Raw genomic sequence first — 24,356 nt, forward strand, 5'->3', positions numbered from 1 at the left:
GACAAGCATGAATCACTCACAGCAGGTTCCCACCCGCGACCAGTTGCTGGCCAAGACCGGCGTACTGCTCATCGTCGACGAGATCGTCCCACCCTCGGGCCCGGTGGCCAAGGGCGTGACGCCGGAGGTCAAGGACAAGGAGTTGGCGCTGTTCCTAGCCGTCAGTGACGATGGAACGGTCTACGCCTTCAACGGCCACGTGGACCTGGGCACCGGCATCCGCACCTCGCTGGCGCAGATCGTCGCCGAGGAACTGGACCTGCGCATGGACCAGGTGCACATGGTGCTCGGCGATACCGAGCGGGCACCGAACCAGGGCGCCACCATCGCCAGCGCCACCCTCCAGATTTCCGCCGTGCCGCTGCGCAACGCGGCGGCGGAGGCACGGCGCTTCCTCCTGCGACGAGCAGCGCAGCAGCTGGCTGCCGATGTTGAGCAATTGCGCATCGAGGACGGCGTGGTGATCGCTGGCGACGGCCGTGCACTGGCGTTCGCCGAACTGGTGCGCGGCGAGCGCCATCGACTGCTCATCTCCGGCGACGCGCCGCTCAAGCGCATCGAGGACTACCGCCTGGTCGGCCGTAGTGCCGCGCGCGTGGACATCCCCGGCAAGGCCACCGGCGAGCTGACCTACGTCCACGACATGCGCCTGCCCGACATGCTTCATGGCCGCGTGGTACGCCCGCCCTACGCCGGCTACGACAGCGGCGAATTCGTCGGCAACAGCCTGCTGGCAGTGGACGAATCGTCGATCGCCCATATCCCCGGCGTGGTCGCGGTGGTGGTGATCCGCGATTTCGTCGGCGTGGTCGCCCAGCGCGAAGAACAGGCAATGCGTGCCGCGCACGAACTGAAGGTCAGCTGGAAACCCTGGACCGGCAAGCTTCCCGACCTGTCCGACGTGGCCCAGGCGATCCGCGACAACCCTAGGGTCCAGCGCACCGTGCTGGACAAGGGCGATGTCGACGCCGGCATCGCCAACGCCAGCCAGCGCCTGAGCCGGAGCTACCTGTGGCCGTACCAGTTGCACGGCTCGATCGGCCCGTCCTGCGCGCTGGCCGACTACACCGAAGGGCAGATCCGCGTCTGGTCCGGTACCCAGAACCCGCACCTGCTGCGCGCCGACCTGGCATGGCTGGTGGAATGCCCGGAAGAACGCATCGAGATCATCCGCATGGAAGCGGCCGGATGCTACGGGCGCAACTGCGCCGACGATGTCTGCGCCGATGCGCTGCTGTTGTCACGCGCAGTGGGCCGGCCGGTGCGGGTGCAACTGACCCGCGAGCAGGAGCATGTGTGGGAACCCAAGGGCACGGCGCAACTGATGGAGATCGATGGCGGGCTCAACGCCGACGGCAGCGTGGCCGCCTACGACTTCCAGACCAGCTACCCGTCCAATGGCGCCCCCACCCTCGCCCTGCTGCTGACAGGAGCCGTGGAGCCGGTGCCGGCGCTGTTCGAGATGGGCGACCGCACCTCGATCCCGCCCTACGACTACGAACACATGCGCGTCACCATCAACGACATGACCCCGCTGGTGCGTGCCTCGTGGATGCGCGGCGTATCGGCCTTGCCCAACAGCTTCGCCCACGAGTCGTACATCGACGAGCTGGCCTTCGCCGCGGGCGTCGACCCGGTCGAGTACCGCCTCAAGCACCTGTCCGACCCACGGGCCATCGACCTGGTCAAGGCCACTGCCGAGCGCGCCGGCTGGCAACCCCACGACGCCCCCATGCAGACCCCGGCCGAGGGTGACGTGCTGCGCGGTCGGGGCTTTGCCTATGCGCGCTACATCCACAGCAAGTTCCCCGGTTTCGGTGCGGCCTGGGCGGCCTGGGTCGCCGATGTCGCGGTGGACCGGCGCACCGGCGAAGTGGCGGTGACCCGCGTGGTGATCGGCCATGACGCCGGCATGATGGTCAACCCGGAAGGGGTGCGGCACCAGATCCACGGCAATGTGATCCAGTCCACCAGCCGGGTGCTCAAGGAGCAGTTGAGTTTCGAAGACTCGAAAGTGGCGAGCAAGGAATGGGGTGGCTACCCGATCCTCACCTTCCCCGAGGTTCCGGACATCGACGTGATGATGCTGCCGCGCCAGCACGAGCCCCCCATGGGCAGCGGCGAATCGGCCTCGGTGCCAAGCGCTGCGGCTATCGCCAATGCCATCTTCGATGCCACCGGCATCCGCTTCCGTGAGCTGCCGATCACCGCCGAACGGGTACGTGCGGCGCTGGGCGGCGATGGTCCCGGCAACGACACGCCAGCGCCCGGCGAGGTGAAGACCAAGCGCTCGAAGTGGTGGTTCGGCTCGCTCGCCGGCCTGTTCGGCGTCGCCCTGGGCATGGCCGCCACCGCCCTGCCCTGGCGCGCCGAGATCGCCCCGGTGACGCCGCCTGCGGCTGGCAGCTGGTCGGCGTCGATGCTCGAACGGGGGCGCCAGGTGGCTGCCGCGGGCGATTGCGCGGTCTGCCACACGGTGAGCGGCGGCAAGGTCAATGCCGGCGGGCTGGCGATGGAAACACCCTTCGGCACGTTGTACAGCACCAACATCACCCCTGACCCGGAAACCGGTATCGGCCGCTGGTCGTTCGCGGCCTTCGAGCGAGCCATGCGCGAAGGCATCAGCCGCGATGGCCGGCACCTGTATCCGGCCTTCCCCTATACCTCGTTTCGCAACATCACCGACGGCGACATGCAAGCACTGTATGCCTACCTGATGTCCCAGGCCCCGGTACGCCAGGAAGCGCCCGCCAACCAGATGCGCTTCCCATTCAACCAACGCCCGCTGATGGCCGGCTGGAACGCGCTGTTTCTCAAGCGCGGCGAGTACCAGCCCGACCCGCAGCGCAGTGCACAGTGGAACCGTGGTGCCTACCTGGTCGACGGCCTGGGCCACTGCACCGCCTGCCACTCGCCGCGCAACCTGATGGGCGCCGAAAAGGCCGGCAGCAGCTATCTGGCCGGCGGCAAGGTCGACGGCTGGGAAGCACCGGCCCTCAATGCCTTGGGCACGTCGTCGACACCCTGGAGCGAACGCGAGCTGTTCGACTACCTGCGTACCGGTTTCTCTGACAAGCACGGCGTCGCCGCCGGCCCCATGGGCCCTGTGGTCAGCGAACTGGCCACCCTGCCGGAAAGCGACGTACGCGCCATCGCCCATTACCTGGCCTCCCTCGACGGCGAGCCACGAGCGGTAGCGGCCAAGGCACCGCCCCAGGCGGACACACAGGTGTCGCTGAGCAATGGCGAACGGGTGTTCAAGGGCGCCTGCCAGGCCTGCCACAGCGATGGCCTGGGACCGAAGCTGTTCGGCGTCAGCCCGTCGATGGCGGTCAACAGCAACGTCCACAGCGACCTGCCGGACAACCTGCTGCGCGTGGTGCTGCACGGCATCCCGACCCCGGCGACCCGCGACCTGGGCTACATGCCGGGCTTCAGGGACAGCCTGTCGGATCGGCAAGTGGCAGACCTAGCAGCCTACCTGCGCCAACGCTTCGCCGCCGACAAACCGGCCTGGGAAGGGTTGCAGGCCAGGAGCGCACAGGTACGCGCCAACCCCGGCAGCCACTGAGCCTCAGCGGCGCAGGCCGCGCAGGGCCAGGTCGCTGATGAAGTGCAGCCAGTCGTCCTTGGCGCGCTTGTCGGTGAGGTCCTCGGCGAGGAACGAGCTCAAGGTGTAGCAATTGGAGTTATAGAAGTAGCAGAGCGAGGCGATCATCAGGTAGGCGTGCTTGATGTCGATGTCGTCGCGAAACAGGCCCTTGGCCTGCCCGGCTTCGATGATCGGCCGCAACACGCCGACCGCCTCGCCCGACAGCGCCTGCAGGTTCAGGGATTTGCGGGCGTGCTGGCCCTGGTGCAGGTTCTCGGTGGCAAGGATGGTGACGAACTCCGGGTGACGCAGGTAGTAGTCCCAGATGAACGCCACCAACTGGCGCAGCGCGGCCTCGGGGTCGGCGAGGTCGAGCCGCAGCTTGCCCTCGGCCTTGTTGAAGCTGGCGTAGATATGTTCCAGCACGCTGATGAACAGCTTCTCCTTGTTACCGAAGTAGTAATAGATCATCCGGTCGTTGGACTTGGCCAGCTTGGAGATTTGCTCGATGCGCCCGCCGCTGAAGCCGTGCTTGCTGAACACCCGCACCGCCGCCTTGAGGATGCTGTCCTTGGTACGGTCGGCCTGCTGGGCACGAACGCCGGTTTTGCGATTCTGCATGTTGGTCCCTGTGGGGCAGTGCCAGATGGCCCGGATAGTACCAACACTGCCACAGGGTTCGCGCCCCTGCGCGACTTTTCTGGCGCGATGCACACCCTTTGGAACGAGGTAGCGGAACATGCGGCATCTCGACTTGCAGGTCATAGACCAGGCGCTGCAATGGGCCCGATCGGGCCAGCCGGTGTGGCTGTGCACGGTGCTCTCCACCTATGGCTCGGCACCCCGCTCACCAGGCGCGATGCTGGTCAGCCGGGGCGTGGACGGGTACGTCGGGTCGTTGTCCGGCGGCTGTGTGGAAGAAGAGTTCCTGGAGAGCCTCGCACGGGGCGCATTCGCCCGACAGGCGCAGGTGGTGCGCTACGGCGATAGCCAGGAACAGAGCCGGCGCCTGCGCCTGCCCTGCGGCGGCGTCTTGGTGGTGCTGGTGGAGCACCGGGCGCCGGATAGCGACTGGCTGGAGCACCTCGAGGCCCTGCGTAGCGCGCTGCTCGGCCAGCGTCGGCTATCACGCCAGGTGAGCCTGGCAGATGGTGCCTTGCGCATCGACACCCACGGCGGCCAGGGCAATGCCCGCGTACGCCTGCTCGATGATGCGGTGCATATCGACATCGGCCCGGCCCTGCGCCTGGTGCTGGCCGGCCTGTCGCCGGTGGCCGAAGCCTGCGCCGACATCGCCCGTACGCTCGGCTGCGAGGTGATCGCATGCGATCCCCGGGAAGAAATGGCGCACGTGCAGCTCGACGGCGTGCAGATGCACCGCATCCTGCCTTCGATGTACATCGCAGCGCACGGCTGCCATGCCGCGACGGCCGTGGTGGCGCTGACCCACGACCCGAAGATCGACGACCTGGCGTTGATGGAGGCGGTCAACACCCCGGCCTTCTACATCGGCGCCATGGGCTCGACCACCACCTCGGCCCGCCGCGCCGAACGCCTGCGGCGCATTGGCGGGCTGACCGACGCACAGATCGAACGCCTGCACATGCCCATCGGGCTGGACCTGGGCAGCAAGTCGCCAGCGGAGATCGCCCTGGCGGTGATGGCGGATGTGCTGCGGGTGTATCGGGGCAAGGCGCGGCATGCGTTGTAGCGGTGCGCAAGGGACGCCGAGCGGCCCCAATGGCGCTGGCACCGGGCCTACCCCACGATGCCTTCTGCCAGGCAAAAAAAGGGGCGCCGACCAAGCGCCCCATAAGCCGTGCAGCACACAACAAATACGATTTCAGTCCAGCAGGGCCATGGCCTCGGCACTGCAGGCCTCGATCCGCGCCCAGTCGCCGTTCTTGATCCAGCTGCTGTCGAGCATCCAGGTCCCCCCCACGCACATGACGTTGGGCAGGGCCATGTAGTTGCGCACATTGGCCGGGTTGACGCCGCCAGTCGGGCAGAAACGAATGTCGCCGAACGGGCCGGCGTAGGCTTTGATCGCCGCCACCCCACCACTGATCTCGGCGGGGAACAACTTGAAGCGCCGGTAGCCGAGGGCGTAGCCCATCATGATTTCCGACGGCGTGCTGATGCCCGGCAGCAGCGGGATGTCGCTGTCCACGCCTGCTTCGAGGATGTCCTGGGTGACCCCGGGAGTCACCACGAACTGCGCGCCAGCGGCCTCGACGGCGGCGAACATGTCGCGGTCCAGCACGGTACCGGCACCGATGCACAGCTCCGGCCGCTGCTCGCGCAGCACGCGGATGGCCTTAAGGCCGTGCTCGGAACGCAACGTCACCTCCAGGGTGCGGATGCCACCGGCGGCCAGGGCGTCGGCCAGGGGCAGGATGTCTTCCTCACGGGCGATGGTGATCACCGGCAGGATGCGCGCCTGGCCACAGATCGCGTCGATCCGGGCGGCTTTCTCGGCCATCGAGAGCAGAGGCTGTGGGCGTTCAAGCGTGGTCATGAGAGTGGATCCTTGGCTCATGGGCACCAGTAGATGTCCAGGGGGTCGTGAAGAAAGGCGCGAATCGGCATTTCGGTTGGGTCGGCGCCCGCCAGGGCGGCGCGCAGGGTAGCGAGTTTGCCCAGGCCTTGCACGGACAGGGCGATGAAGCCGGCGCTGGCCAGCAGTGCACGGCTCATGCTCAGGCGCTGGCGCGGCACGCTCGGCGCCAGCATCGGCAGGCAGCGGCGCGTGCCAGCAGGGTCCAGGCCTTCGGCCAGGTTGGGGCTGGCCGGGAACAGCGACGCCGTGTGGCCGTCGTCGCCCATGCCCAGCACCAGCACATCGATCGGCGGCAGCTCGGCCAGGGCCTGGTCGGCCAGGGCAGCGGCGGCCTCGAGGTTGTCAGCGCAGTGGTACAAACCGACGAAGCGTGCCTTGGCCGCCTCGCCCGTGAACAAGTGACGCGCCAGCAGCCCGGCGTTGCTGTCGGCATGCGCCACCGGCACCCAGCGCTCGTCGGCCAGGCTCACGGTGACCTTGGCCCAATCCAGCGGCTCGCCGGCCAGGCGCTCGAGAAACGGCACCGGGCTGCGCCCGCCAGACAGCACCAGGCAGGCCTGGCCCTTGGCAGCGATGGCCTGGCGCAGGCGCTCGGCCACATCACCGGCCAGGGTCTCGGCCAGCGTGGCGGAGTCCGCCAGTGAGTGCGCCTTCACCTGCGCAGGCAATTGCAGTTCAGATATCGCCATACCACGCCCTCCCATCGCGTGTAATCAGAGCGATCGAGCTCATCGGCCCCCAGGATCCAGCCGCATAGGGCTTGGGGGCGTCGCCGGCGTTCTTCCAGCCGGCGATCAGCTGGTCGCACCATTTCCAGGCATATTCGATCTCGTCCTTGCGCACGAACAGGTTCTGGTTGCCGCGCATCACTTCCAGCAGCAAGCGCTCGTAGGCATCGGGAATCCGCGCGCTGCGCCAGGTATCGGAGAAATTCAGCTGCAGCGGCCCGCTGCGCAGTTGCATGCCTTTGTCCAGGCCCTGTTCCTTGGTCATCACCCGCAAGGAAATGCCTTCGTCCGGTTGCAGGCGGATGATCAGTTTGTTACCGATCTGCAAACGCTGTTCCGGGGCGAAGATGTAGTGCGGCGTTTCCTTGAAATGGATGACGATCTGCGACAGTTTCTGCGGCATGCGCTTGCCGGTGCGCAGGTAGAACGGCACGCCCGACCAGCGCCAGTTGCGGATATCGGCACGCAGGGCGACGAAGGTCTCGGTATCGCTGGCGGCGTTGGCGTTGTCCTCTTCCAGGTAGCCTGGCACCGGCTTGCCATCGCTGTAGCCGGCGATGTACTGGCCCCGCACCACGCAGGTGCTCAGGGCCTCGCCGGTGATCGGCGCCAGGGCCTTGAGCACCTTGACCTTCTCGTCGCGGATGCTGTCGGCCGACAGGTCGCTGGGCGGGTCCATGGCGATCAGGCAGAGCAGCTGCAACAGGTGGTTCTGGATCATGTCGCGCAGCTGGCCAGCCTTGTCGAAGTAGCCCCAGCGCCCCTCGATACCGACCTTCTCGGCCACGGTGATCTCCACGTGGGAGATGGAGTTCTGGTTCCACTGGGTTTCGAACAGGCTGTTGGCGAAACGCAGGGCGATCAGGTTCTGCACCGTCTCCTTGCCCAGGTAGTGGTCGATGCGATAGACGCGGCTCTCCGGGAAGAAGCGCGCCACGGCGTCGTTGACCCGGCGCGACGACTCCAGGTCGTGGCCGATGGGCTTCTCCAGCACCACCCGGGCACGATCGGCCAGGCCGGCCTTGTCGAGGTTCTCGCAGATCGCCCCATAGACTGCCGCCGGCGTGGCGAAGTAGGCGATCAACGGCAGCTCGCCGGCAACCTGCTCGGCCAGGGCCTGGTAGCCCTCGGGCTGGAGGAAGTCCAGGCGCAGGTAGCTCAGGCGGCCGAGGAATCGCCCCAGGGTCGCCGCCTCGATGTCCGCCTCGGGCACGAAGCGGCGCAGGTGCGCCTCGATGGTCGCCAGGTGCTGCTCGCCGTCGCCTGCCTCGCGGGCCAGCGCCAGCAGGCGGGAATCGGCGTGCAGCAGGCCGGCACGGTCGAGCTGGTAGAGCGCGGGGAACAGCTTGCGCAGTGCCAGGTCGCCGAGGGCGCCAAACAGGGCAAAGGTGCAAGGTTCTACACTGATCGCAGCCATGATGTTGGTTCTTTCCTAAAGTTGACCTAGGAATATCGTGTTCAAACACGATTTTCAAGGGGTAATGTAGTAAAAACTACAACATTACCGACAAATGTTACAGACAAGTGGTGCGGCAACCTTACCGCCAGTACGATAGACACCGTGCAAAAAGCCTGCTGTTCCACCAGCCGGCCGTCTTCCCGACCCAAGGACATACCATGGACCGCGTGCGAAACCTCCTGGAACAGATCCAGGGACGCCTCGACGAGCTGAACAAGGCCGAACGCAAAGTCGCCGAGGTCATCCTGCTCAACCCGCAACAAGCCACCCGCTTCAGCATCGCCGCCCTGGCCCAGGCGGCCAAGGTCAGCGAGCCGACCGTCAACCGTTTCTGCCGCTCGTTCGGCGTCAGCGGCTACCCTGAGCTGAAGCTGCAACTGGCGCAGAGCCTGGCCAGCGGCGCCGCCTACGTCAGCCGCGCCGTGGAGGCCGACGACGATCCGGCCGCCTACACCCAGAAGATCTTCGGCAGCGCCATCGCCTCGCTCGACAGTGCCTGCCAGCAGCTCGACCCGCAGCAGGTCAGCCGCGCCGTGGACATGATGATCCAGGCCCGGCAGATCCACTTCTTCGGCCTCGGCGCCTCGGCCCCGGTGGCCCTCGACGCCCAGCACAAGTTCTTCCGCTTCAACCTGGCCGTGTCGGCCCACGCCGACGTGCTGATGCAACGCATGCTGGCCTCGGTGGCGCACACCGGTGACCTGTTCGTCATCATCTCCTACACCGGGCGCACCCGCGAACTGGTGGAGGTGGCGCGCCTGGCCCGGGAAAACGGCGCCTCGGTGCTCGGCCTGACCGCCGCCGGCTCGCCGCTGGCCAAGGCCTGCAGCCTGAGCCTGCACATCCCGCTGCCGGAGGACACCGACATCTACATGCCGATGACCTCGCGGATCATCCAGCTCACCGTGCTCGACGTGCTGGCCACCGGCATGACCCTGCGCCGTGGCGTGGACTTCCAGCCCCACCTGCGCAAGATCAAGGAAAGCCTCAACGCCAGCCGCTATCCCATCGAGGACGACGAGCTCAACTGAGCCGATGCGCCTGCAGGCGCAGGTGGGCACGCTGCCCCGGCGCCAGGCTCAGGCCCTCGTCACTGCCGCTGGCCGCCTCGACGCAGACGAAACGCTGGCACTCGCGCCCGCTCACGCCCATCAGCGGACGCTTGCCCGGGTGCCAGACCACGGTGTCGTCGCTGTCGCCAGTATCGATGCACAACGCCCGCTCCCAGGCCGGGTCCTGCAATTGCACCCGGGGTGTGCCCGGATAGACCTTCTGGCAACCACCCTTGAGCTTCAGGGCGCCGTCCTCGCGGCAGGCCTGGCGGTTCAGGCGGTCGTAGCCCTCGATATCCTCCAGCCCAGACAGCGCTATCTCCGAGACGTCGCTGATACGCCAGTAAGCCAGCAGCGCATGGCTCAACTGGCAGGGCTCGCTGTCCTGGTGCTCGGTGCTCAGGCGCAGCTCCATGCGGCTGTCCAGCCGCGCATGCAGGTCGACCTGCCAGTCGCACAGCTGCAGGCGCCACCTGAGGGTCACGCCTTCCTCGTCCTCGCGGCTGTCCATCAGCTTCCAGTCGAGCAACCGCGCCCAGCCGTGGGCCGGCCACAGGTCCTCGCTGGGGTGGCGGCCATACCAGGGCCAGCACACCGGCACGCCACCACGGATCGCACCGACCTGCGGCCACTGTTCGGCGCACCACAGCCAAGGCCGTTCGCCGGCCGGCTGGAAATGCAGCAGCTGCGCGCCCTGGCGGCTGAACACCGCCTGGCAACGGGGATGATCGATGATCAGCACATCGCGCTGCTGGTAACGCTCCCACTCGAAGGTCGGCCTGGGCCGCTGCGAGGTGAAGAAGCGATGGAGCGGATGTTCGGGCATGGTTGCAAGGCTCTTGTTGTTGAGATAGCGCTGTCTCGACCTGGGCCCTGTTGCCACTGCGGGCCAGTGGGAACAGGGTTGCCAAGAATGGATGGCGTAAATTTACAACAATTTTTCTCAGAATGACGACTGAATCTTCAGGCCCGCGACCAGCGCGTTGTCCACCTCGTCCACCCCGCCCGGGCTCTTGATGTATTGCAGGTTGGGGCGCACGGTCAGCCAGTTGGTGACGTGGAAGCCGTAGTACAGCTCGGCGTTGTACTCGGTGCGCTGCAGCGGCACGAAGCCTGGGTTGTCGTAGTCGTCGATGCCGCTGGCGGCATTGAGCTGCCCGGCGCGCTTCTTCACGTCGTCGTTGACGTGGATACGGGCGATGCCGAAGCCGATGTCATCCTTGGGCCGGGCATCGAAGGGCCCCTTGTAGACCAGGCCGAGCTGCTGGTAGTTGTCGATGACGTTGGTGGCCTTGTCGTGCACGGTGAAATTGGCGAACAGGCTCAGGCCACGATTGACGTCGCCGCCATGGGCGGTGACCTGCTGCTGCGCCACCACCCACCAGCCATGCTTGCTGGAGTGGGACTTGAAGTCGTTGCCGGTGATGCCTTGGGGCTGGCCATTGACGTCTTCGTAGACATCGTCGGCCTTGGCGGTGCTGTAGTAGTAGCCCAGCCGGTACTCGCCCGGCAGGCCATTGACCTTCGGCGACCAGACCATCTCCACCGGCAGGATCGCCCCCTTGGTGCCGCTGCCGCTGAGCTTGAAGCCGTTGCCGGTCTCCAGGTTCGAGGGGTTCTGCTCGAAGGCGCCGACCTGGACGAAGAATTCCGGGTTGATGTTGTACTTGACCCGCAGGGCCCACTGGCTGACCGGCCAGTTGTACCAGATGTCGCCGACCCAGTTGCCCACCTGGGAGCCGCAGAACGCCAGGTTCTGGAAGTCGCAGGGGAAGCTGTTGAAGTCCTCGCCCTCGCCGAAGCGGCCGAATTTCACGTCCAGGGCGCCGTCGAAGTACTTCTGCTTGATCCACATCTGGGTCAGGCGCCAGGTCTGGCCACGCCCCCAGACCTCCTGGACCGAGCTGAACTGGCCGGCACGCGGGTCGCTGATGCGGTCGTTGGACAGGTTGCGGCCACTGCGCTCGGTGATCGCCAGCTTGAACTCGGCGTCATGCCAGCCAAGGATCTTCTCCAGGTCCAGGTGCGCGCCGAGGGCGAATTGGTCGCTGTAGCGCGCGGTCTTGTCGTCGTTGTAGCCACCGTGCAGGTTGCCGGCTACCTCGCCGACGTAGTCGAGGGTGAAATCGTAGCCTTTCTCCAGCAGTTCGGTGCGGGCTCCGCCCCAGTCACCGGTCATCCATTTCGACTCCGTCGAGAAGGCCTCGGCGGCCTGTGCGCCACTGCTGCCGACGATGGCCAGCATGGCCAGCGCCCCCAGCGTCCCGATGCGTTTGCAATGATCCATCCCTTGTTCCTCATTTCTTGTTATTGATGGTTTAGACGACTCAGCGCCCTTTGAAACGAGCCACGTTGTCCTTGACCACTGGGGCCGGCGTGGCCAGGTCCAGGCGTTCGCCGCTGACCGCGTCGAACAGCAGCACCCGCCCCGGATCGAACTGCAGGTTCAGGCTGTCGCCGACACGGCACGCCACATCCGGCGCCAGGCGGCAGCAGACCTTGGTCTGGTTGAGGGTGACGAACACCAGCAGGTCCGGCCCGGTGGGTTCGATGACCTGCACTTCGGCCCGGATACCCGGCAGGCCGTTGCCCTCCTCCGCCCCCAGGGTGATCTGTTCCGGGCGCACGCCGAGGATGATCTCGCGCCCGTCCAGCGCATCGTCCAGCACGCCGAGCGACAGCTCGCAGCGGGCCTGGCCGCTGTCGAGCAGGGCCAGCAGGCGCCCCTCCTGTTTCGTCAGGCGCACGGGAATGAAGTTCATCGGCGGCGAGCCGATGAAGCTGGCCACGAACAGGTTGGCCGGATCGTTGTAGATCTGCCGCGGCGTGCCGAACTGCTGGATGACCCCGTCCTTCATCACCGCCACCTTGTCGCCCAGGGTCATGGCTTCGATCTGGTCGTGGGTGACGTATACCGTGGTGGTCTTCAGGCGCTGGTGCATCAGCTTGATCTCGGTGCGCATCTCCACCCGCAGCTTGGCGTCGAGGTTCGACAGCGGCTCGTCGAACAGGTAGATCTTCGGCCGTCGCGCCAGGGCCCGGCCCATGGCCACCCGCTGCTGCTGGCCGCCGGAGAGCTGGCCGGGCTTGCGCCCGAGCAGGTGTTCGATCTGCAGGAGCCTGGCGACCCGCGCCACCTCCTCGTCGATGGCCGCCTGGGACATCTTGCGGATCTTCAGGCCGAAGGCGATGTTGTCGCGCACGCTCATGGTCGGGTACAGCGCGTAGGACTGGAACACCATGGCGATGTCCCGGTCCTTGGGGCTCATGCCGCTGATGTCGGCACCGTCGACGAGGATCTCGCCGCCGCTGATGTCTTCAAGGCCGGCGATGCAGTTCATCAGGGTCGACTTACCGCAGCCGGAGGGGCCGACCAGGATCAGGAACTCGCCGGACTCGATGGCCAGGTCGATCGCCTTGAGGGTATCCGGCAGGCCGCTGCCGTAGCGTTTGTTGACGTTGCGAAGTTCGAGCCGTGCCATGTGTCACCCCTTGACCGCGCCGGCGGTGAGGCCGCGCAGGAAGTATTTGCCAGCGAGGACGTAGACCAGCAGGGTCGGAAGCCCCGCGATCATCGCCGCCGCCATGTCGACGTTGTATTCCTTGACCCCGGTGCTGGTGTTGACCAGGTTGTTCAGGGCCACGGTGATGGGCTGGGCGTCGCCGCTGGCGAACACCACGCCGAAGAGGAAGTCGTTCCAGATCTGGGTGAACTGCCAGATCAGGCAGACCATGATGATCGGCACCGACATGGGCAGCAGGATCCGCCCGAAAATGGTGAAGAACCCCGCCCCGTCCAGACGCGCCGCCCGCACCAGGGCCTCGGGCACGCTGCAGTAGTAGTTGCGAAAGAACAGCGTGGTGAAGGCCAGCCCGTAGACGATGTGCACCAGCACCAGGCCGGTGGTGGTGCTGGCCAGGCCCAGCTTGCCGAGGGTGAACGAAGCCGGCAGCAGCACGGTCTGGAATGGCAGGAAGCAGCCGAACAGCAGCAGCCCGAAGAACAGCTGCGAGCCACGGAAACGCCACATCGACAGCACGTAGCCGTTGAGCGCGCCCACCAGGGTCGAGATGAGCACCGCCGGCACGGTGATCTTCACCGAGTTCCAGAAGTAGCCGCCTACCGTGTCCCAGGCCTTGATCCAGCCGATACCGGTGACCACTTCCGGCCAGCTCAGCAGGTTGCCGGTGCGGATGTCGTCGGGCGACTTGAAGCTGGTCAGCAGCATCACCACCAGCGGCACCAAGTACAGGGCGCAGGCGGCCAGCAGGGTGGCATGGATGGCCAGGCGGCTGGGGGAGAACCAACGCGGGCTAGTCATGGCGCTTGTTCCTCAGTTCCGAATACAGGTAGGGCACCAGGATCGCCAGGATGGCGCCGAGCATGAGGATCGCACTGGCCGAGCCCATGCCCATCTGCCCGCGGCTGAAGGTGAAGTTGTACATGAACATCGCCGGCAGGTCGGAGGCGTAACCCGGCCCGCCAGCGGTCATGGCGGCGACCAGGTCGAAGCTCTTGATGGCGATGTGGGCGAGGATCATCAGGGCGCTGAAGAACACCGGGCGCAGGCTCGGCAGGACGATGCGCAGGTAGATCCTCGGCAGGCTCGCGCCATCGACCTGGGCGGCACGCACGATCGACGAGTCGACCCCACGCAATCCGGCCAGGAACAGCGCCATGACGAAGCCCGAGGCCTGCCACACGGCAGCGATCACCAGGCAGTAGACGACCCGGTCCGGGTCTACCAGCCAGTCGAAGCGAAACCCCTCCCAGCCCCAGTCGCGCAGGAGCTTGTCCAGGCCCAGGCCGGGGTTGAGCAGCCACTTCCAGGCGGTGCCGGTGACGATCATCGACAGGGCCATGGGGTAGAGGTAGACGGTGCGGATGACGCCTTCGCGGCGGATGCGCTGGTCCAGCAATACCGCCAGCAGCACGCCGACAGCCAGGCTGATGGCGATGAACAGGCCACCGAAGACCAGCAGGTTCTTGCTGGCGACCCACCAACGGTCGTTGTCCAGCAGCTTCAGGTACTGGGTCAGCCCGGCCCATTTGTAGCTGGGCATGAAGCTGGAGTGGGTGAAGGACAGCACGAAGGTCCAGAGGATGTAGCCATAGAAGCCCACCAGGACGATCAGCATGCTGGGGGCCAGCACCAGTTTCGGGAGCCAGCGCTGCAGGGCGTCCAGGGGGGAGGCCCGCAGGGTTGCGGTTACTGTGTTCATGAGGAAATCCTGCTGGGGTGCATGGATTTATGGAGTGCGGTGTCAGTTCTGGCCTATTCGCGGCGGTTCGGCGCGGATAGGCCCGAACTGACACCCCGCCTTACTGGGCCGCCTTGATCGCTGCACCCAGTTGCCGGGCCGCCTTGGCCGGATCGGCCTTGGGGTCGTTGAGGAAGTTGGTGACCACGTCGAAGATGGCCCCCTGCACCGCCAGCGACGAGGCCATGTTGTGCGCCATGCTCGGCTGCAGGCCTTCGCCTTTTCCGGCCTCCTGGAAGTCCTTCTGCGACTGCTGGGTGCAGGCGTCGAACGGGCTCATGTCCATGCCCTGGCGCACCGGCAGCGAGCCCTTGGCCTGGTTGAAGGCGGTCTGGAAGGCCGGTTCCAGGGCGACCTTGGCCAGGTCGCCCTGGGCCTTGATGTCGTTGTCGTCCTTGAGCTTGAACATCGCCAGGGAGTCGATGTTGTAGGTGAAACTGCCCTGGGTGCCTGGGAACGGCACGCACTGGTAGTCCTTGCCGGCGACCTTGTGGGCTGCGGTCCATTCGCTCTTGGCCCAGTCGCCCATGATCTGCATGCCGGCCTTGCCGTTGATGACCTCGGCGGCGGCGATGTTCCAGTCGCGGCCGGCGCGGTTGGGGTCCATGTAGCTACCCAGGCGCTGCAGGACCTTGAAGGTCTCGACCATCTTGTCGCCGGTGAGGGTCTGCGGGTCCAGCTCGACGAACGCCTTGTGGTAACCCTCGGGGCCGAGGATGCTCAGCACCAGGCTCTCGAACACGGTGCTGTCCTGCCATGGCTGACCGCCATGGGCCAGGGGCTGGAAGCCGGCGGCCTTGAGCTTGTCGGCGGCGGCGAACAGCTCGTCCAGGGTGGTCGGCACCTTGGCGCCGGCCTTGTCGAACACCTGCGGGTTGACCCACAGCCAGTTCACCCGGTGGATGTTCACCGGCACCGCGACGTAGTGGTCGTCGTATTTCCAGATGTGGGTCAGCTTGGCCGGCAGCAGTTGATCCCACTGGTTGGCCTCGGCCACCTCGTCCAGCTCGGTGAGCAGGCCCAGGGCGCCCCATTCCTGGATGTCCGGCCCCTTGATCTGCGCGGCGGCCGGCGGGTTGCCCGCCACGGCGCGGCTCTTGAGCACGGTCATGGCCGCGGCACCACCGCCACCGGCCACGGCATTGTCCTTCCAAGTGAAGCCGTCCTGCTCGATCTGCTCCTTGAGGGTCTTGACCGCCGCGGCTTCACCGCCCGAGGTCCACCAGTGCAGGACTTCGACGGTGCCGTTGTTGGCAGCGATGGCAGAAAGGGGCATGAGCGAAGCGAGGGAAACGACAGCGGCGAGACGGGTGATCGCATTCATCGTGAAAACCTTTCTTGTTGTTATGCAGGTGCAAGCTGAGGCTTGCGCTTGCCCCGAAGTCTAACCAGCACACCGGCGCCGCCAGGTAACGAAGGGATGCGCGAATGTCACCGAACCGTGACATTCGCCGCTCAGTCGGCCGTGCGCGGCAAGCTCAAGGTGACCCGCAGGCCACCCTGGCGCAGGTTCAGCAGGCTCACCTCGCCACCGTGGCTGTGGGCGATGTTGCGCGCGATCCCCAACCCCAGACCGTAGCCCTGCTGCTGCCCGGCCAGGCGAAAATGCGGCTCGAACACCTGCTCCAGGCGCTGCTCAGGCACCCCGGGCCCCTGGTCGTCCACTTGCAGGACGAACCCGGTGGCGCTGTCGAGGATGCGCAGGTGCGCCCGCTCGCCGTACTTGATGGCGTTGTCGATCAGGTTGCCGATGCAACGGCGCAAGGCCAGCGGCTTGCCCGGATAAGGCGCCAGGGCGCGGCCCTCGACGGTGATGCGGCCATCGCCCAGGTAGGGCTCGGCGAGGATCTCCAGGACCTGGTTGAGGTCGATCGGCTCGATGTTCTCGTGGATGTCGGTGTCCTTCACGCACTGCAGCGCGCCCTTGACCAGCAGCTCCAGCTCGTCGAGGTCGCGGCTGAACTTGGCCTGCATCCGCTCGTCGTCGAGCAGCTCGACCCGCAGGCGCAGGCGCGTGATCGGCGTGCGCAGGTCGTGGGAGATGGCGCTGAACAACTGGCTGCGCTCGGTCAGGTAGCGACTGATGCGCTCACGCATGCTGTTGAAAGCGCGCCCCACGTCGGCCACCTCGCTGCCACCGCCTTCGGTCACCGGCGCCACGTCCGCCCCCAGCGACATCTCCCGCGCCGCCCGCGCCAGGCGCTTGAGCGGGCGGCTCTGCCAATGCACCAGCAGGCCGATGAACAGCAGCAGCAAGGCCGTGGTCAGGGCGATGAAGCCGATCTGCTGGCGTGGCAGCCGCTCGGCCTCCAGGCCCGTGTAGGGCTCCGGCAGCAACGAGGCGATGTACAGCCACTCGCCCTCGTCCAGGCGGATCTGCGTCACCAGCACCGGCGGGTTGAGCGGCTCCAGGGTCAGCGAGTAGTGCGCCCAGGAGCGCGGCAACTCGTCGAGCCTCAGGCCGCTGTTGAAGATGCGCAGTTCCTGGGGGCTGACGAACGCCACGCTGATCTCCACCTGCTGGCCGAGGCGCTCGTGCAATACCTCCTGGAAGACCTCGATCACCGCCTGCTTGCGCGGCGTGACCGGCAGCAGCGGCATGTCCAGGGGCTTTTCGTTGAGCGAGACGAAGAAGCGCGTCCCGCCCATGCTGCGCAACTGGTCGAGGATCATCGGCCGGTAGGCCACCGGCAACGAGCGGAAGTAACTGACACTCGCGCTCATGGAGTGGGCCAGGCTGCGGGCGCTGGCCTGCAGGCCCTGCAACTGGCTGGCACGCAGCTGCGACACCCAGATCAGGCTCGACAGCCCTTGCGCCAGCAGGACCACCAGCAGGGTCAGCAGCAGCATGCGCCCGAGCAGCGAGCGCGGCAGCAGGCGCCAGCGCCGTTCAGCAGGCCGCGCAGACATGGGCCGCCAGCAGGTAGCCGCTGCCGCGCACGGTGCGGATCAGGCGTGGTGGCTTGTCGGTGTCGCGCAGCCGCTGGCGCAGGCGGCTGACCGCCATGTCGACGATGCGATCCAGGGGCATCGGCTCGCGGCCGCGGGTGGCGTTGCCGATGGTGTCGCGGTCGAGGATCTGCTGCGGATGGTCGAGGAACAGCTTGAGCAGGGCGAAGTCGGCGCCGGAGAGGATCACCTCCTCGCCATCACGGTGGAACAGGCGATGGCTGATGGTGTCCAGGCGCCAGTCGTCGAAGGCCAGCACGGCACCGGCCGGCGCGGCCTGGGCGAATTCGGTACGGCGCAACAGGGCCTTGATCCGCGCCTGCAGCTCGCGGGGGCTGAAGGGTTTGCCGAGGTAGTCGTCGGCCCCCAGCTCCAGGCCGATGACCCGGTCGGTCTCGTCGGAACTGGCGGTCAGCATGATGATCGGCACCCGTGCCTGGCGCGGGTGCTGGCGCACCCAGCGGCACAGGCTGAAGCCGTCCTCGTCGGGCAGCATCACGTCGAGGATCACCAGGTCGCAAGGCTGGCTGTCCAGTGCCTGGCGAAAGCCCTGGCCATCGGCCGCGGCGTGGACCTGGAAGCCGGCCCGGCTCAGGTAGGTTTGCAGCAGTTCACGGATCTCCTGGTCGTCGTCGACCATCAGGATCGATTTTCCGGCAGTGCTCACAACGTCCCATCCTCTGGTTGGCGCGGGTCTTCATGCCCGCTGTTGTCGGGGCTGCTGTGCAGCCCGCTTGAATCAGTCCTGCAATGCCTGCTGCAACGCCACCCCGGCACCGAGCAACCCGGAGAACTCCGCCGTCACCAGCCATACCGGCAGCCCTTCGAAATACCCGCTCATGCAGCCCTTGTCGGCAAAGCTTGCAGCGAACCCGCTGTGCAAGAACAGCTCGGCAAAGCGCGGGATCACGCCGCCGACGATATAGACCCCGCCCCGCGCCCCGAGGGTGAGCACATTGTTGCCCGCCACCCGGCCAAGAAAGCGGCAGAACTGCTCGATCACCGCCATCGCCCGTGGCTCGCCGCCCAGGGCGGCATCGGTGATCTGCGCCGGGGTCTTGTGCCGTGGCGTATCGCCGTCCAGGGCGCAGATGGCCTGGTACAGGCGCACCAGGCCGCCACCACTGAGCACGGTCTCGGCGCTGACATGGCCGATCTGCCGGTGGATCTGCTGGTGGATCGCCGCCTCGCGGGTATTGCCCACCGGCAGGTCGACGTGCCCGCCCTCCCCCGGCAGCGCCAGCCAGCGCTGTTCATCCAGGCGCAACAGGGTGCCCACGCCCAGGCCGGTACCAGGGCCGATGACCAGCGCCGGACGCGCAGGGTCCGCCTCGCCCGGGCAGACCTGGCGGTATTCGCCGTCCTGCAGGCGGGTCATGCCCAGGGCCATGGCGGAAAAATCGTTGAGCAACAGCAAGCGCTCGACCTGCAGCGCCTGGCAGAAGGCACGGCGGCTCAAGCGCCAGTGGTTGTTGGTGAAGCGGAACTCGTCGCCATCCACCGGCCCGGCCACCGCCAGGCACACCGCCGCCAGAGCGCCACGGCCGATGCCCTGCTCGGCAAGGTAGGCCTCGATGGCCTGTTCGGGGCGGGTGTAGTCGGCAGTCGCCAGCACCTGCACGGCATGCAGCCGGTTATCGCGCCACAGGGCGAAACGGGCATTGGTGCCGCCGATGTCACCGACCAGCAAGGCCTTCATTTGAGGTTCTCCAGGGCCGAGGTGAAGGCGCTGGCGCCCTGCTCGGCCGGGCTGAACGCCATGCGCATGAAGCCGAACAGCTCGCGGCCACAGCCCAGGTCGTTGCCCCGGGGTGGCTCGGGCAACTCGCGGGTGGCCATTTCCTCGGCCGGTACCATGACCTGCAGCGTGCCTTCGACACCGTCGACCCGCACGATATCACCATCGCGCACCCGTGCCAGCGGGCCGCCGTCATAGGCTTCCGGGCAGACATGGATGGCCGCCGGGATCTTGCCCGAGGCGCCAGACATACGCCCGTCGGTGACCAGCGCCACCTTGTAGCCACGGTCCTGCAGCACGCCGAGGAACGGCGTCAGCTTGTGCAGCTCGGGCATGCCGTTGCAGCGTGGCCCCTGGAAACGCACCACGGCGACGAAGTCGCGCTCCAGCTCCCCGGCCTTGAAGGCATCGGCCAGGGACTGCTGGTCGTGGAACACCCGCGCCGGCGCCTGCACCACCTGATGCTCGGGCGCCACGGCGGAAACCTTCATGACCCCACGGCCCAGGTTGCCCGCCATCACCCTCAGGCCACCTTCGGCCGAGAACGGCCGGGCCACCGGCCGCAGGATGTTCTCGTCGAGGCTTTGCGCCGGCCCTTCGCGCCAGACCAGCTTGCCGTCCTCGAGAAACGGCTCCTGGGTATAGCGGCGCAGGCCATGGCCGGCCACGGTGTTGACGTCCTCGTGCAGGAGCCCGGCGTCGAGCAGTTCGCGGATCAGGAAGGCCATGCCGCCGGCGGCCTGGAAGTGGTTGATGTCGGCCTTGCCGTTGGGATAGACGTGGGACAGGGTCGGCACCACCTCGGAGAGGTCCGCCATGTCCTGCCAGGTCAGCTGGATGCCGGCGGCCTGGGCGATCGCCGGGATGTGCAGGGTGTGGTTGGTCGAACCACCGGTGGCATGCAGGGCGACGATGGCGTTGACCAACGCCTTCTCGTCGACGATCTCGCCCAGGGGCATGAAGCTGCCGCTGGCCTTGGTCATGCGCGTGACCTGCTGCGCCGCCTCGGCGGTCAGGGCATCGCGCAGCGGCGTGTAAGGGTTGACGAACGAGGCGCCCGGCAGGTGCAGGCCCATCACTTCCATGACCAGCTGGTTGGTGTTGGCGGTGCCGTAGAAGGTGCAGGTGCCGGGGCTGTGGTAGGACTTCATCTCCGACTCGAGCAGTTCCTCGCGGCTGGCCTTGCCCTCGGCGTAGCGCTGGCGCACGTCGGCCTTCTGCTTGTTGGAGATCCCCGAAGGCATCGGCCCGCCAGGGACGAAGATGGTCGGCAGGTGACCGAAGCGCAGCGCCCCCATCATCAGGCCGGGGACGATCTTGTCGCAGATGCCCAGCATCAGCGCGGCGTCGAACATGTTGTGCGACAGGGCGACGGCGGTGGACATGGCGATCACTTCGCGGCTGGCGATGGCCAGCTCCATGCCCGGCTCGCCCTGGGTCACGCCATCGCACATGGCCGGCACGCCACCGGCGAACTGGCCGACCGAACCGATCTCGCGCAGGGCCTGCTTGATCAGTTCGGGGAAGTGCAGGTACGGCTGGTGGGCCGAGAGCATGTCGTTGTAGGCCGAGACGATGGCCACGTTGGCGGCGTTCATCATCCGCAGGGCCTGCTTGTCCTGGGTGCCGCAGCCGGCCACGCCGTGGGCGAAGTTGGCGCACTGCAGGCCGGCGCGCATCGGTCCGTCGCTGGCAGCGCCGCGAATCAGCTCCAGGTAGCGTTCACGGGTGGGACGGCTGCGTTCGACCAACCGTTCGGTGACCTCAAGGATGCGCGGATGCATGTACTGGACTCCAGGCTAACAGTGGGGGTGGTCTCACAGGGCATTTCCCCTTCAAACGATTGCGACCTAGGCTCAAGGAAAAGGTGCCTGAGGCAATCGAGGGAAGGCTGGCCCAACCACTCGTTGTAGGTTTAAACAAAATACTGCCATCAAAAAGGCTTGTTTTCTATCTGTCAGTGAATAATCTTGTAATTCCAACAACAAAACCGTTTCAGTGAAGCTGCTCTTTTTGCCACAGGCTTCACCCGGACCGCCAGAGGTAGTGCCATGACCCTTCGCATCGCCATCAATGGATTCGGCCGCATCGGACGCAACGTCCTGCGCGCACTCTATACCCAAGGCTACCGCCAGGACCTGCAGGTCGTCGCCATCAACGACCTGGGTGACAGCGCCATGAACGCCCACCTGCTCAAGTACGACAGCGTGCATGGGATCTTCGAGGCCGATGTCCAGGCCGATCACGAGAGCCTGACGGTCAATGGCGACCGTATCGCCGTCAGTGCCATCCGCAACCCGGCGGAGCTGCCGTGGAAAGCCGAGGCGGTGGACGTGGTGTTCGAATGCACCGGGCTGTTCACCGAGCGCGCCAAGGCCGCCGCTCACCTGGCCGCCGGAGCCGGCAAGGTGATCGTCTCGGCACCGGCCAAGGGCGCCGATGCCACGGTGGTGTATGGGGTCAACCACGATATCCTGCGCGCCTCGCACCAGGTCATTTCCAATGCTTCCTGCACCACCAACTGCCTGGCGCCGATCGCCCAGGTGCTGCACCGCGAGTTCGGCATCGAGCAGGGCCTGATGACCACCATCCATGCCTACACCAACGACCAGGTGCTCACCGATGTCTATCACGGCGATCCGTACCGTGCACGTTCGGCGACCCAGTCGATGATCCCGAGCAAGACCGGCGCCGCCGAGGCCGTGGGCCTGGTGCTGCCGGAACTGGCCGGCAAGCTCACCGGCATGGCGGTCAGGGTACCGGTGATCAACGTGTCGCTGGTGGACCTGACCGTCAACCTCAAGCGCGAGGCCAGCGCCGAGGAAGTCAACAGCTTGTTCCTCGAGGCCAGCCGGCATTCCCGGGTGCTGGGCTACAACGCCCTGCCGCTGGTGTCGTGCGATTTCAACCACAACCCGCTGTCGTCGATCTTCGATGCCAACCATACCCGGGCCAACGGTCGGATGCTCAAGGTATTGGCCTGGTACGACAACGAATGGGGCTTCTCCAACCGCATGCTGGACAACTGCCTGGCGCTGTGCAACGCCCGCTGATCGCTGGCGGGGTATGGGCAGGGCTGCTTTGCAGCCCATCGCCGGCAAGCCGGCTCCCACAGAGCCCCTGCAAACCGCATCATCCAGGGTACGACTCGTACCCCTGTGGGAGCCGGCTTGCCGGCGATGGGGCGCGAAGCGGCCCCAAATGGCCGTTGAAGCCTTGACTCACCGGCATTGGGAAAGCGACGGCTGCCGATCTTTACCTAATCGTGACACTTCCAGGCTTGACCTTGGCCAATGATGATAAGCATTATCATTCACCTCCTATCGGCCCAGGTTTCCCCGTGAGTCAGTCCCGGTTCAACACAGTCTTCCTAACCCAGCGCCTCACCCTGCTGCGTACGTTGCAGCGCATGGTCGGCAACCCCAGCACGGCCGAGGACTTGCTGCAGGAAACCTACCTACGGGTCACCCGTGCCTTGGGCGAACGCCCCATCGAGCACCTCGAGCCGTTCGTCTTCCAGACTGCGCGCAACCTTGCCCTCGACCACTTGCGGGCACGCCGGGTGCAGGCACGGACCCTGGTCGACGATGTCCCCGAGCAGGTGCTGCACAATGTCGCCGCCCAGGCCGGCAGCAGCGAGGACGCCGCCCATGCCGAACAATTGCTCAGGCACCTGAGTGTCAGCCTTGGCCAGCTCACTGCGCGCCAGCAGCGGATCTTCATCCTCAGCCGCCTGCATGGCGCCAGCTACCTGGAAATCGCCGAACAGTTGAAGGTCTCGGCCAGCACGGTGCAGAAGGAACTGAAACTGATCATGGCCATCTGCATGGGCGTGGCCGACCGGCTCAAGTGAGCCGACCGCTCGCCGGCCGACCGAGGCAAAGCCCTTGCCATGCCTCGCCGCAGCCCTGATCATTCAAAAAAAAACCTACCGCAAGGAACCTCCGTGACCGACAGCCCCGTCCCTCGCCCGTCACCCGCCGGGCCTGACGCCCGTGCCCGTGCCATGGACGAGGCACTGGACTGGCTCGTGCGCCTGCAATGCGCCAGCGAGGACGATACCCGTGCCTTCGAAGCCTGGTTGAGCGCCGCCCCGGAAAACGCCGAGGCCTATGTCGAGGCCGAAGCCCTGTGGAACGGCGCGCCCCTGCGCCAGGCCGCCAGCCACCTGCACCACAACCGCCGCCGCTCCCTTGGCGGGCGCCTGCGTGCCCACTGGAAACCTCTGGCCACCGCCGCCGTGTTGCTGGTCGGGCTGTTCACCTTCGGCAACCTGCCGGTACGCCTGCAAGCCGATCACCTGACTGTGGTCGGCGAGCGCCAGCGCCTGCAACTGGACGATGGCGCGCAGGTGCTGCTCAACACCAACTCGGCCTTCGCCAGCGACCTGCGCGAGGGCCGCCAGGTCGCCCGCCTGCTCCAGGGCGAGGCGTATTTCCAGGTGCCCGGCGGCATCCAGGCGCCCCTGGAAGTCCAGGCCGGACCACTGCGTGCGCAGGTGCACGACACCGACTTCGCCGTGCGCTACCTCGATGGCCAGGCCCAGGTGCGGGTGCAACGCGGCGACGTCGACCTACAGGCCGCCAGCGACCAGCGCATCCGCCTGAGCGCCGGCGACAGCATCAGCGTCGGCCCCCAGGGCTTCAGCCAGCGCCAGCGCCCGGACATGAGCAAGGAACTGGCCTGGATCGACGGCCGCCTGGTGTTCGAGAACTGCCCGCTGAGCCAGGTCCTCGACGAGCTGCGCCGCTACTACCCCGGCTGGATCATCAGCCGCAACACGCAGCTGGAGCAGGTCGCGGTGACCGGCAACTACCGCCTCGACCAACCCCTGGAAACCTTGCGCGCCCTGGCCCAGATCACCTCGGCGCAACTGCACGAGTACCCCGCGCTGGTGATCATCAACTGACCGACGAACTTTTTTTACGCGATCGCGCCGCCCTGCCCGTCTCGTTATAGCCAATGCAACTGATTCTTGTTTTGAAACAAGAACAGCCATCACCTATAACAGTTCGC

At 66.4% G+C, this 24,356-nt stretch carries 20 protein-coding genes; 6 read left to right on the forward strand and 14 right to left on the reverse strand.

Going from position 1 to position 24,356, the window contains the following annotated elements:
- Positions 1 to 7 precede the first annotated feature (7 nt).
- Positions 8 to 3,571, forward strand: a complete 3,564-nt coding sequence (locus ABFA30_RS18415) for a molybdopterin cofactor-binding domain-containing protein (protein WP_410045778.1) — start codon at positions 8 to 10, stop codon at positions 3,569 to 3,571.
- A gap of 3 nt (positions 3,572 to 3,574) precedes the next feature.
- On the opposite strand, the gene ABFA30_RS18420 is transcribed toward ABFA30_RS18415, so the two are convergent.
- A complete protein-coding gene (locus ABFA30_RS18420; RefSeq protein ID WP_225787234.1) occupies positions 3,575 to 4,213 on the reverse strand; it encodes a TetR family transcriptional regulator in 639 nt (212 codons plus the stop codon).
- A 118-nt stretch (positions 4,214 to 4,331) separates the two neighbouring features.
- On the opposite strand from ABFA30_RS18420, the gene ABFA30_RS18425 reads away from it, so the two are divergent.
- Complete coding sequence (locus tag ABFA30_RS18425) at positions 4,332 to 5,303, forward strand: XdhC family protein (RefSeq protein ID WP_410045779.1); 972 nt, start codon at positions 4,332 to 4,334, stop codon at positions 5,301 to 5,303.
- A 132-nt stretch (positions 5,304 to 5,435) separates the two neighbouring features.
- On the opposite strand, the gene ABFA30_RS18430 is transcribed toward ABFA30_RS18425, so the two are convergent.
- Genes ABFA30_RS18430 through zwf form a run of 3 tightly spaced genes read right to left on the reverse strand, consistent with a single transcriptional unit; the run spans position 5,436 to position 8,297 of the window.
- Positions 5,436 to 6,110 carry a bifunctional 4-hydroxy-2-oxoglutarate aldolase/2-dehydro-3-deoxy-phosphogluconate aldolase gene (locus ABFA30_RS18430; RefSeq protein WP_410045780.1) on the reverse strand — a complete coding sequence of 225 codons (675 nt, stop codon included), beginning with the start codon at positions 6,108 to 6,110 and terminating at the stop codon, positions 5,436 to 5,438.
- 17 nt (positions 6,111 to 6,127) lie between these two features.
- Positions 6,128 to 6,841 (reverse strand): 6-phosphogluconolactonase, encoded by a 714-nt coding sequence (gene pgl / locus ABFA30_RS18435; protein ID WP_225787231.1) that lies wholly within the window; start codon positions 6,839 to 6,841, stop codon positions 6,128 to 6,130.
- Positions 6,828 to 8,297 (reverse strand): glucose-6-phosphate dehydrogenase, encoded by a 1,470-nt coding sequence (gene zwf / locus ABFA30_RS18440; RefSeq protein WP_225787230.1) that lies wholly within the window; start codon positions 8,295 to 8,297, stop codon positions 6,828 to 6,830. The genes pgl and zwf overlap by 14 nt, the downstream gene beginning before the upstream one ends.
- Positions 8,298 to 8,506: 209 nt before the next feature.
- On the opposite strand from zwf, the gene hexR reads away from it, so the two are divergent.
- Positions 8,507 to 9,370, forward strand: a complete 864-nt coding sequence (gene hexR, locus ABFA30_RS18445) for a DNA-binding transcriptional regulator HexR (RefSeq protein ID WP_225787460.1) — start codon at positions 8,507 to 8,509, stop codon at positions 9,368 to 9,370.
- Here hexR and ABFA30_RS18450 read toward each other — a convergent pair.
- From ABFA30_RS18450 to edd, 10 genes are all read right to left on the reverse strand, one after another.
- Positions 9,363 to 10,217: a D-hexose-6-phosphate mutarotase gene (locus ABFA30_RS18450; RefSeq protein ID WP_225787229.1), complete on the reverse strand. Its 855-nt coding sequence runs from the start codon at positions 10,215 to 10,217 to the stop codon at positions 9,363 to 9,365. The genes hexR and ABFA30_RS18450 overlap by 8 nt on opposite strands.
- Positions 10,218 to 10,334: 117 nt before the next feature.
- Entirely contained in the window at positions 10,335 to 11,636 is a 1,302-nt protein-coding gene (locus ABFA30_RS18455) for a carbohydrate porin (RefSeq protein ID WP_253102001.1), read from the reverse strand.
- A gap of 82 nt (positions 11,637 to 11,718) precedes the next feature.
- On the reverse strand, positions 11,719 to 12,873 hold the full coding sequence (locus tag ABFA30_RS18460) for an ABC transporter ATP-binding protein (RefSeq protein WP_225787228.1): 1,155 nt from the start codon (positions 12,871 to 12,873) through the stop codon (positions 11,719 to 11,721).
- Positions 12,874 to 12,876: 3 nt separating this feature from the next.
- Entirely contained in the window at positions 12,877 to 13,713 is an 837-nt protein-coding gene (locus ABFA30_RS18465; protein ID WP_225787227.1) for a carbohydrate ABC transporter permease, read from the reverse strand.
- The gene (locus ABFA30_RS18470) at positions 13,706 to 14,614 is read right to left on the reverse strand and encodes a carbohydrate ABC transporter permease (protein ID WP_225787226.1); all 909 of its coding nucleotides are present in this window, start codon (positions 14,612 to 14,614) and stop codon (positions 13,706 to 13,708) included. Before ABFA30_RS18470 ends, ABFA30_RS18465 begins: the two co-directional genes overlap by 8 nt.
- A gap of 100 nt (positions 14,615 to 14,714) precedes the next feature.
- Entirely contained in the window at positions 14,715 to 15,977 is a 1,263-nt protein-coding gene (locus ABFA30_RS18475; RefSeq protein WP_410045781.1) for an ABC transporter substrate-binding protein, read from the reverse strand.
- Between the two features lie 131 nt (positions 15,978 to 16,108).
- Positions 16,109 to 17,563 carry an ATP-binding protein gene (locus tag ABFA30_RS18480; protein WP_225787224.1) on the reverse strand — a complete coding sequence of 485 codons (1,455 nt, stop codon included), beginning with the start codon at positions 17,561 to 17,563 and terminating at the stop codon, positions 16,109 to 16,111.
- On the reverse strand, positions 17,544 to 18,269 hold the full coding sequence (gene gltR, locus ABFA30_RS18485; RefSeq protein WP_225787223.1) for a two-component system response regulator GltR: 726 nt from the start codon (positions 18,267 to 18,269) through the stop codon (positions 17,544 to 17,546). Before gltR ends, ABFA30_RS18480 begins: the two co-directional genes overlap by 20 nt.
- Before the next feature lie 72 nt (positions 18,270 to 18,341).
- On the reverse strand, positions 18,342 to 19,301 hold the full coding sequence (locus tag ABFA30_RS18490; RefSeq protein WP_225787222.1) for a glucokinase: 960 nt from the start codon (positions 19,299 to 19,301) through the stop codon (positions 18,342 to 18,344).
- A complete protein-coding gene (gene edd, locus ABFA30_RS18495; protein ID WP_368816308.1) occupies positions 19,298 to 21,124 on the reverse strand; it encodes a phosphogluconate dehydratase in 1,827 nt (608 codons plus the stop codon). The genes ABFA30_RS18490 and edd overlap by 4 nt, the downstream gene beginning before the upstream one ends.
- Positions 21,125 to 21,391: 267 nt before the next feature.
- Here edd and gap point away from each other — a divergent pair, with 267 nt between their 5' ends.
- From gap to ABFA30_RS18510, 3 genes are all read left to right on the forward strand, one after another.
- A complete protein-coding gene (gene gap / locus ABFA30_RS18500) occupies positions 21,392 to 22,393 on the forward strand; it encodes a type I glyceraldehyde-3-phosphate dehydrogenase (RefSeq protein WP_225787220.1) in 1,002 nt (333 codons plus the stop codon).
- 287 nt (positions 22,394 to 22,680) lie between these two features.
- The gene (locus tag ABFA30_RS18505) at positions 22,681 to 23,193 is read left to right on the forward strand and encodes an RNA polymerase sigma factor (protein ID WP_225787219.1); all 513 of its coding nucleotides are present in this window, start codon (positions 22,681 to 22,683) and stop codon (positions 23,191 to 23,193) included.
- 93 nt (positions 23,194 to 23,286) lie between these two features.
- Positions 23,287 to 24,249 (forward strand): FecR family protein, encoded by a 963-nt coding sequence (locus ABFA30_RS18510; protein WP_225787218.1) that lies wholly within the window; start codon positions 23,287 to 23,289, stop codon positions 24,247 to 24,249.
- Positions 24,250 to 24,356 lie beyond the last annotated feature (107 nt).

Source organism: Pseudomonas sp. HLMP, assembly GCF_046365545.1.
GTDB classification, from domain to species: domain Bacteria; phylum Pseudomonadota; class Gammaproteobacteria; order Pseudomonadales; family Pseudomonadaceae; genus Aquipseudomonas; species Aquipseudomonas guariconensis_B.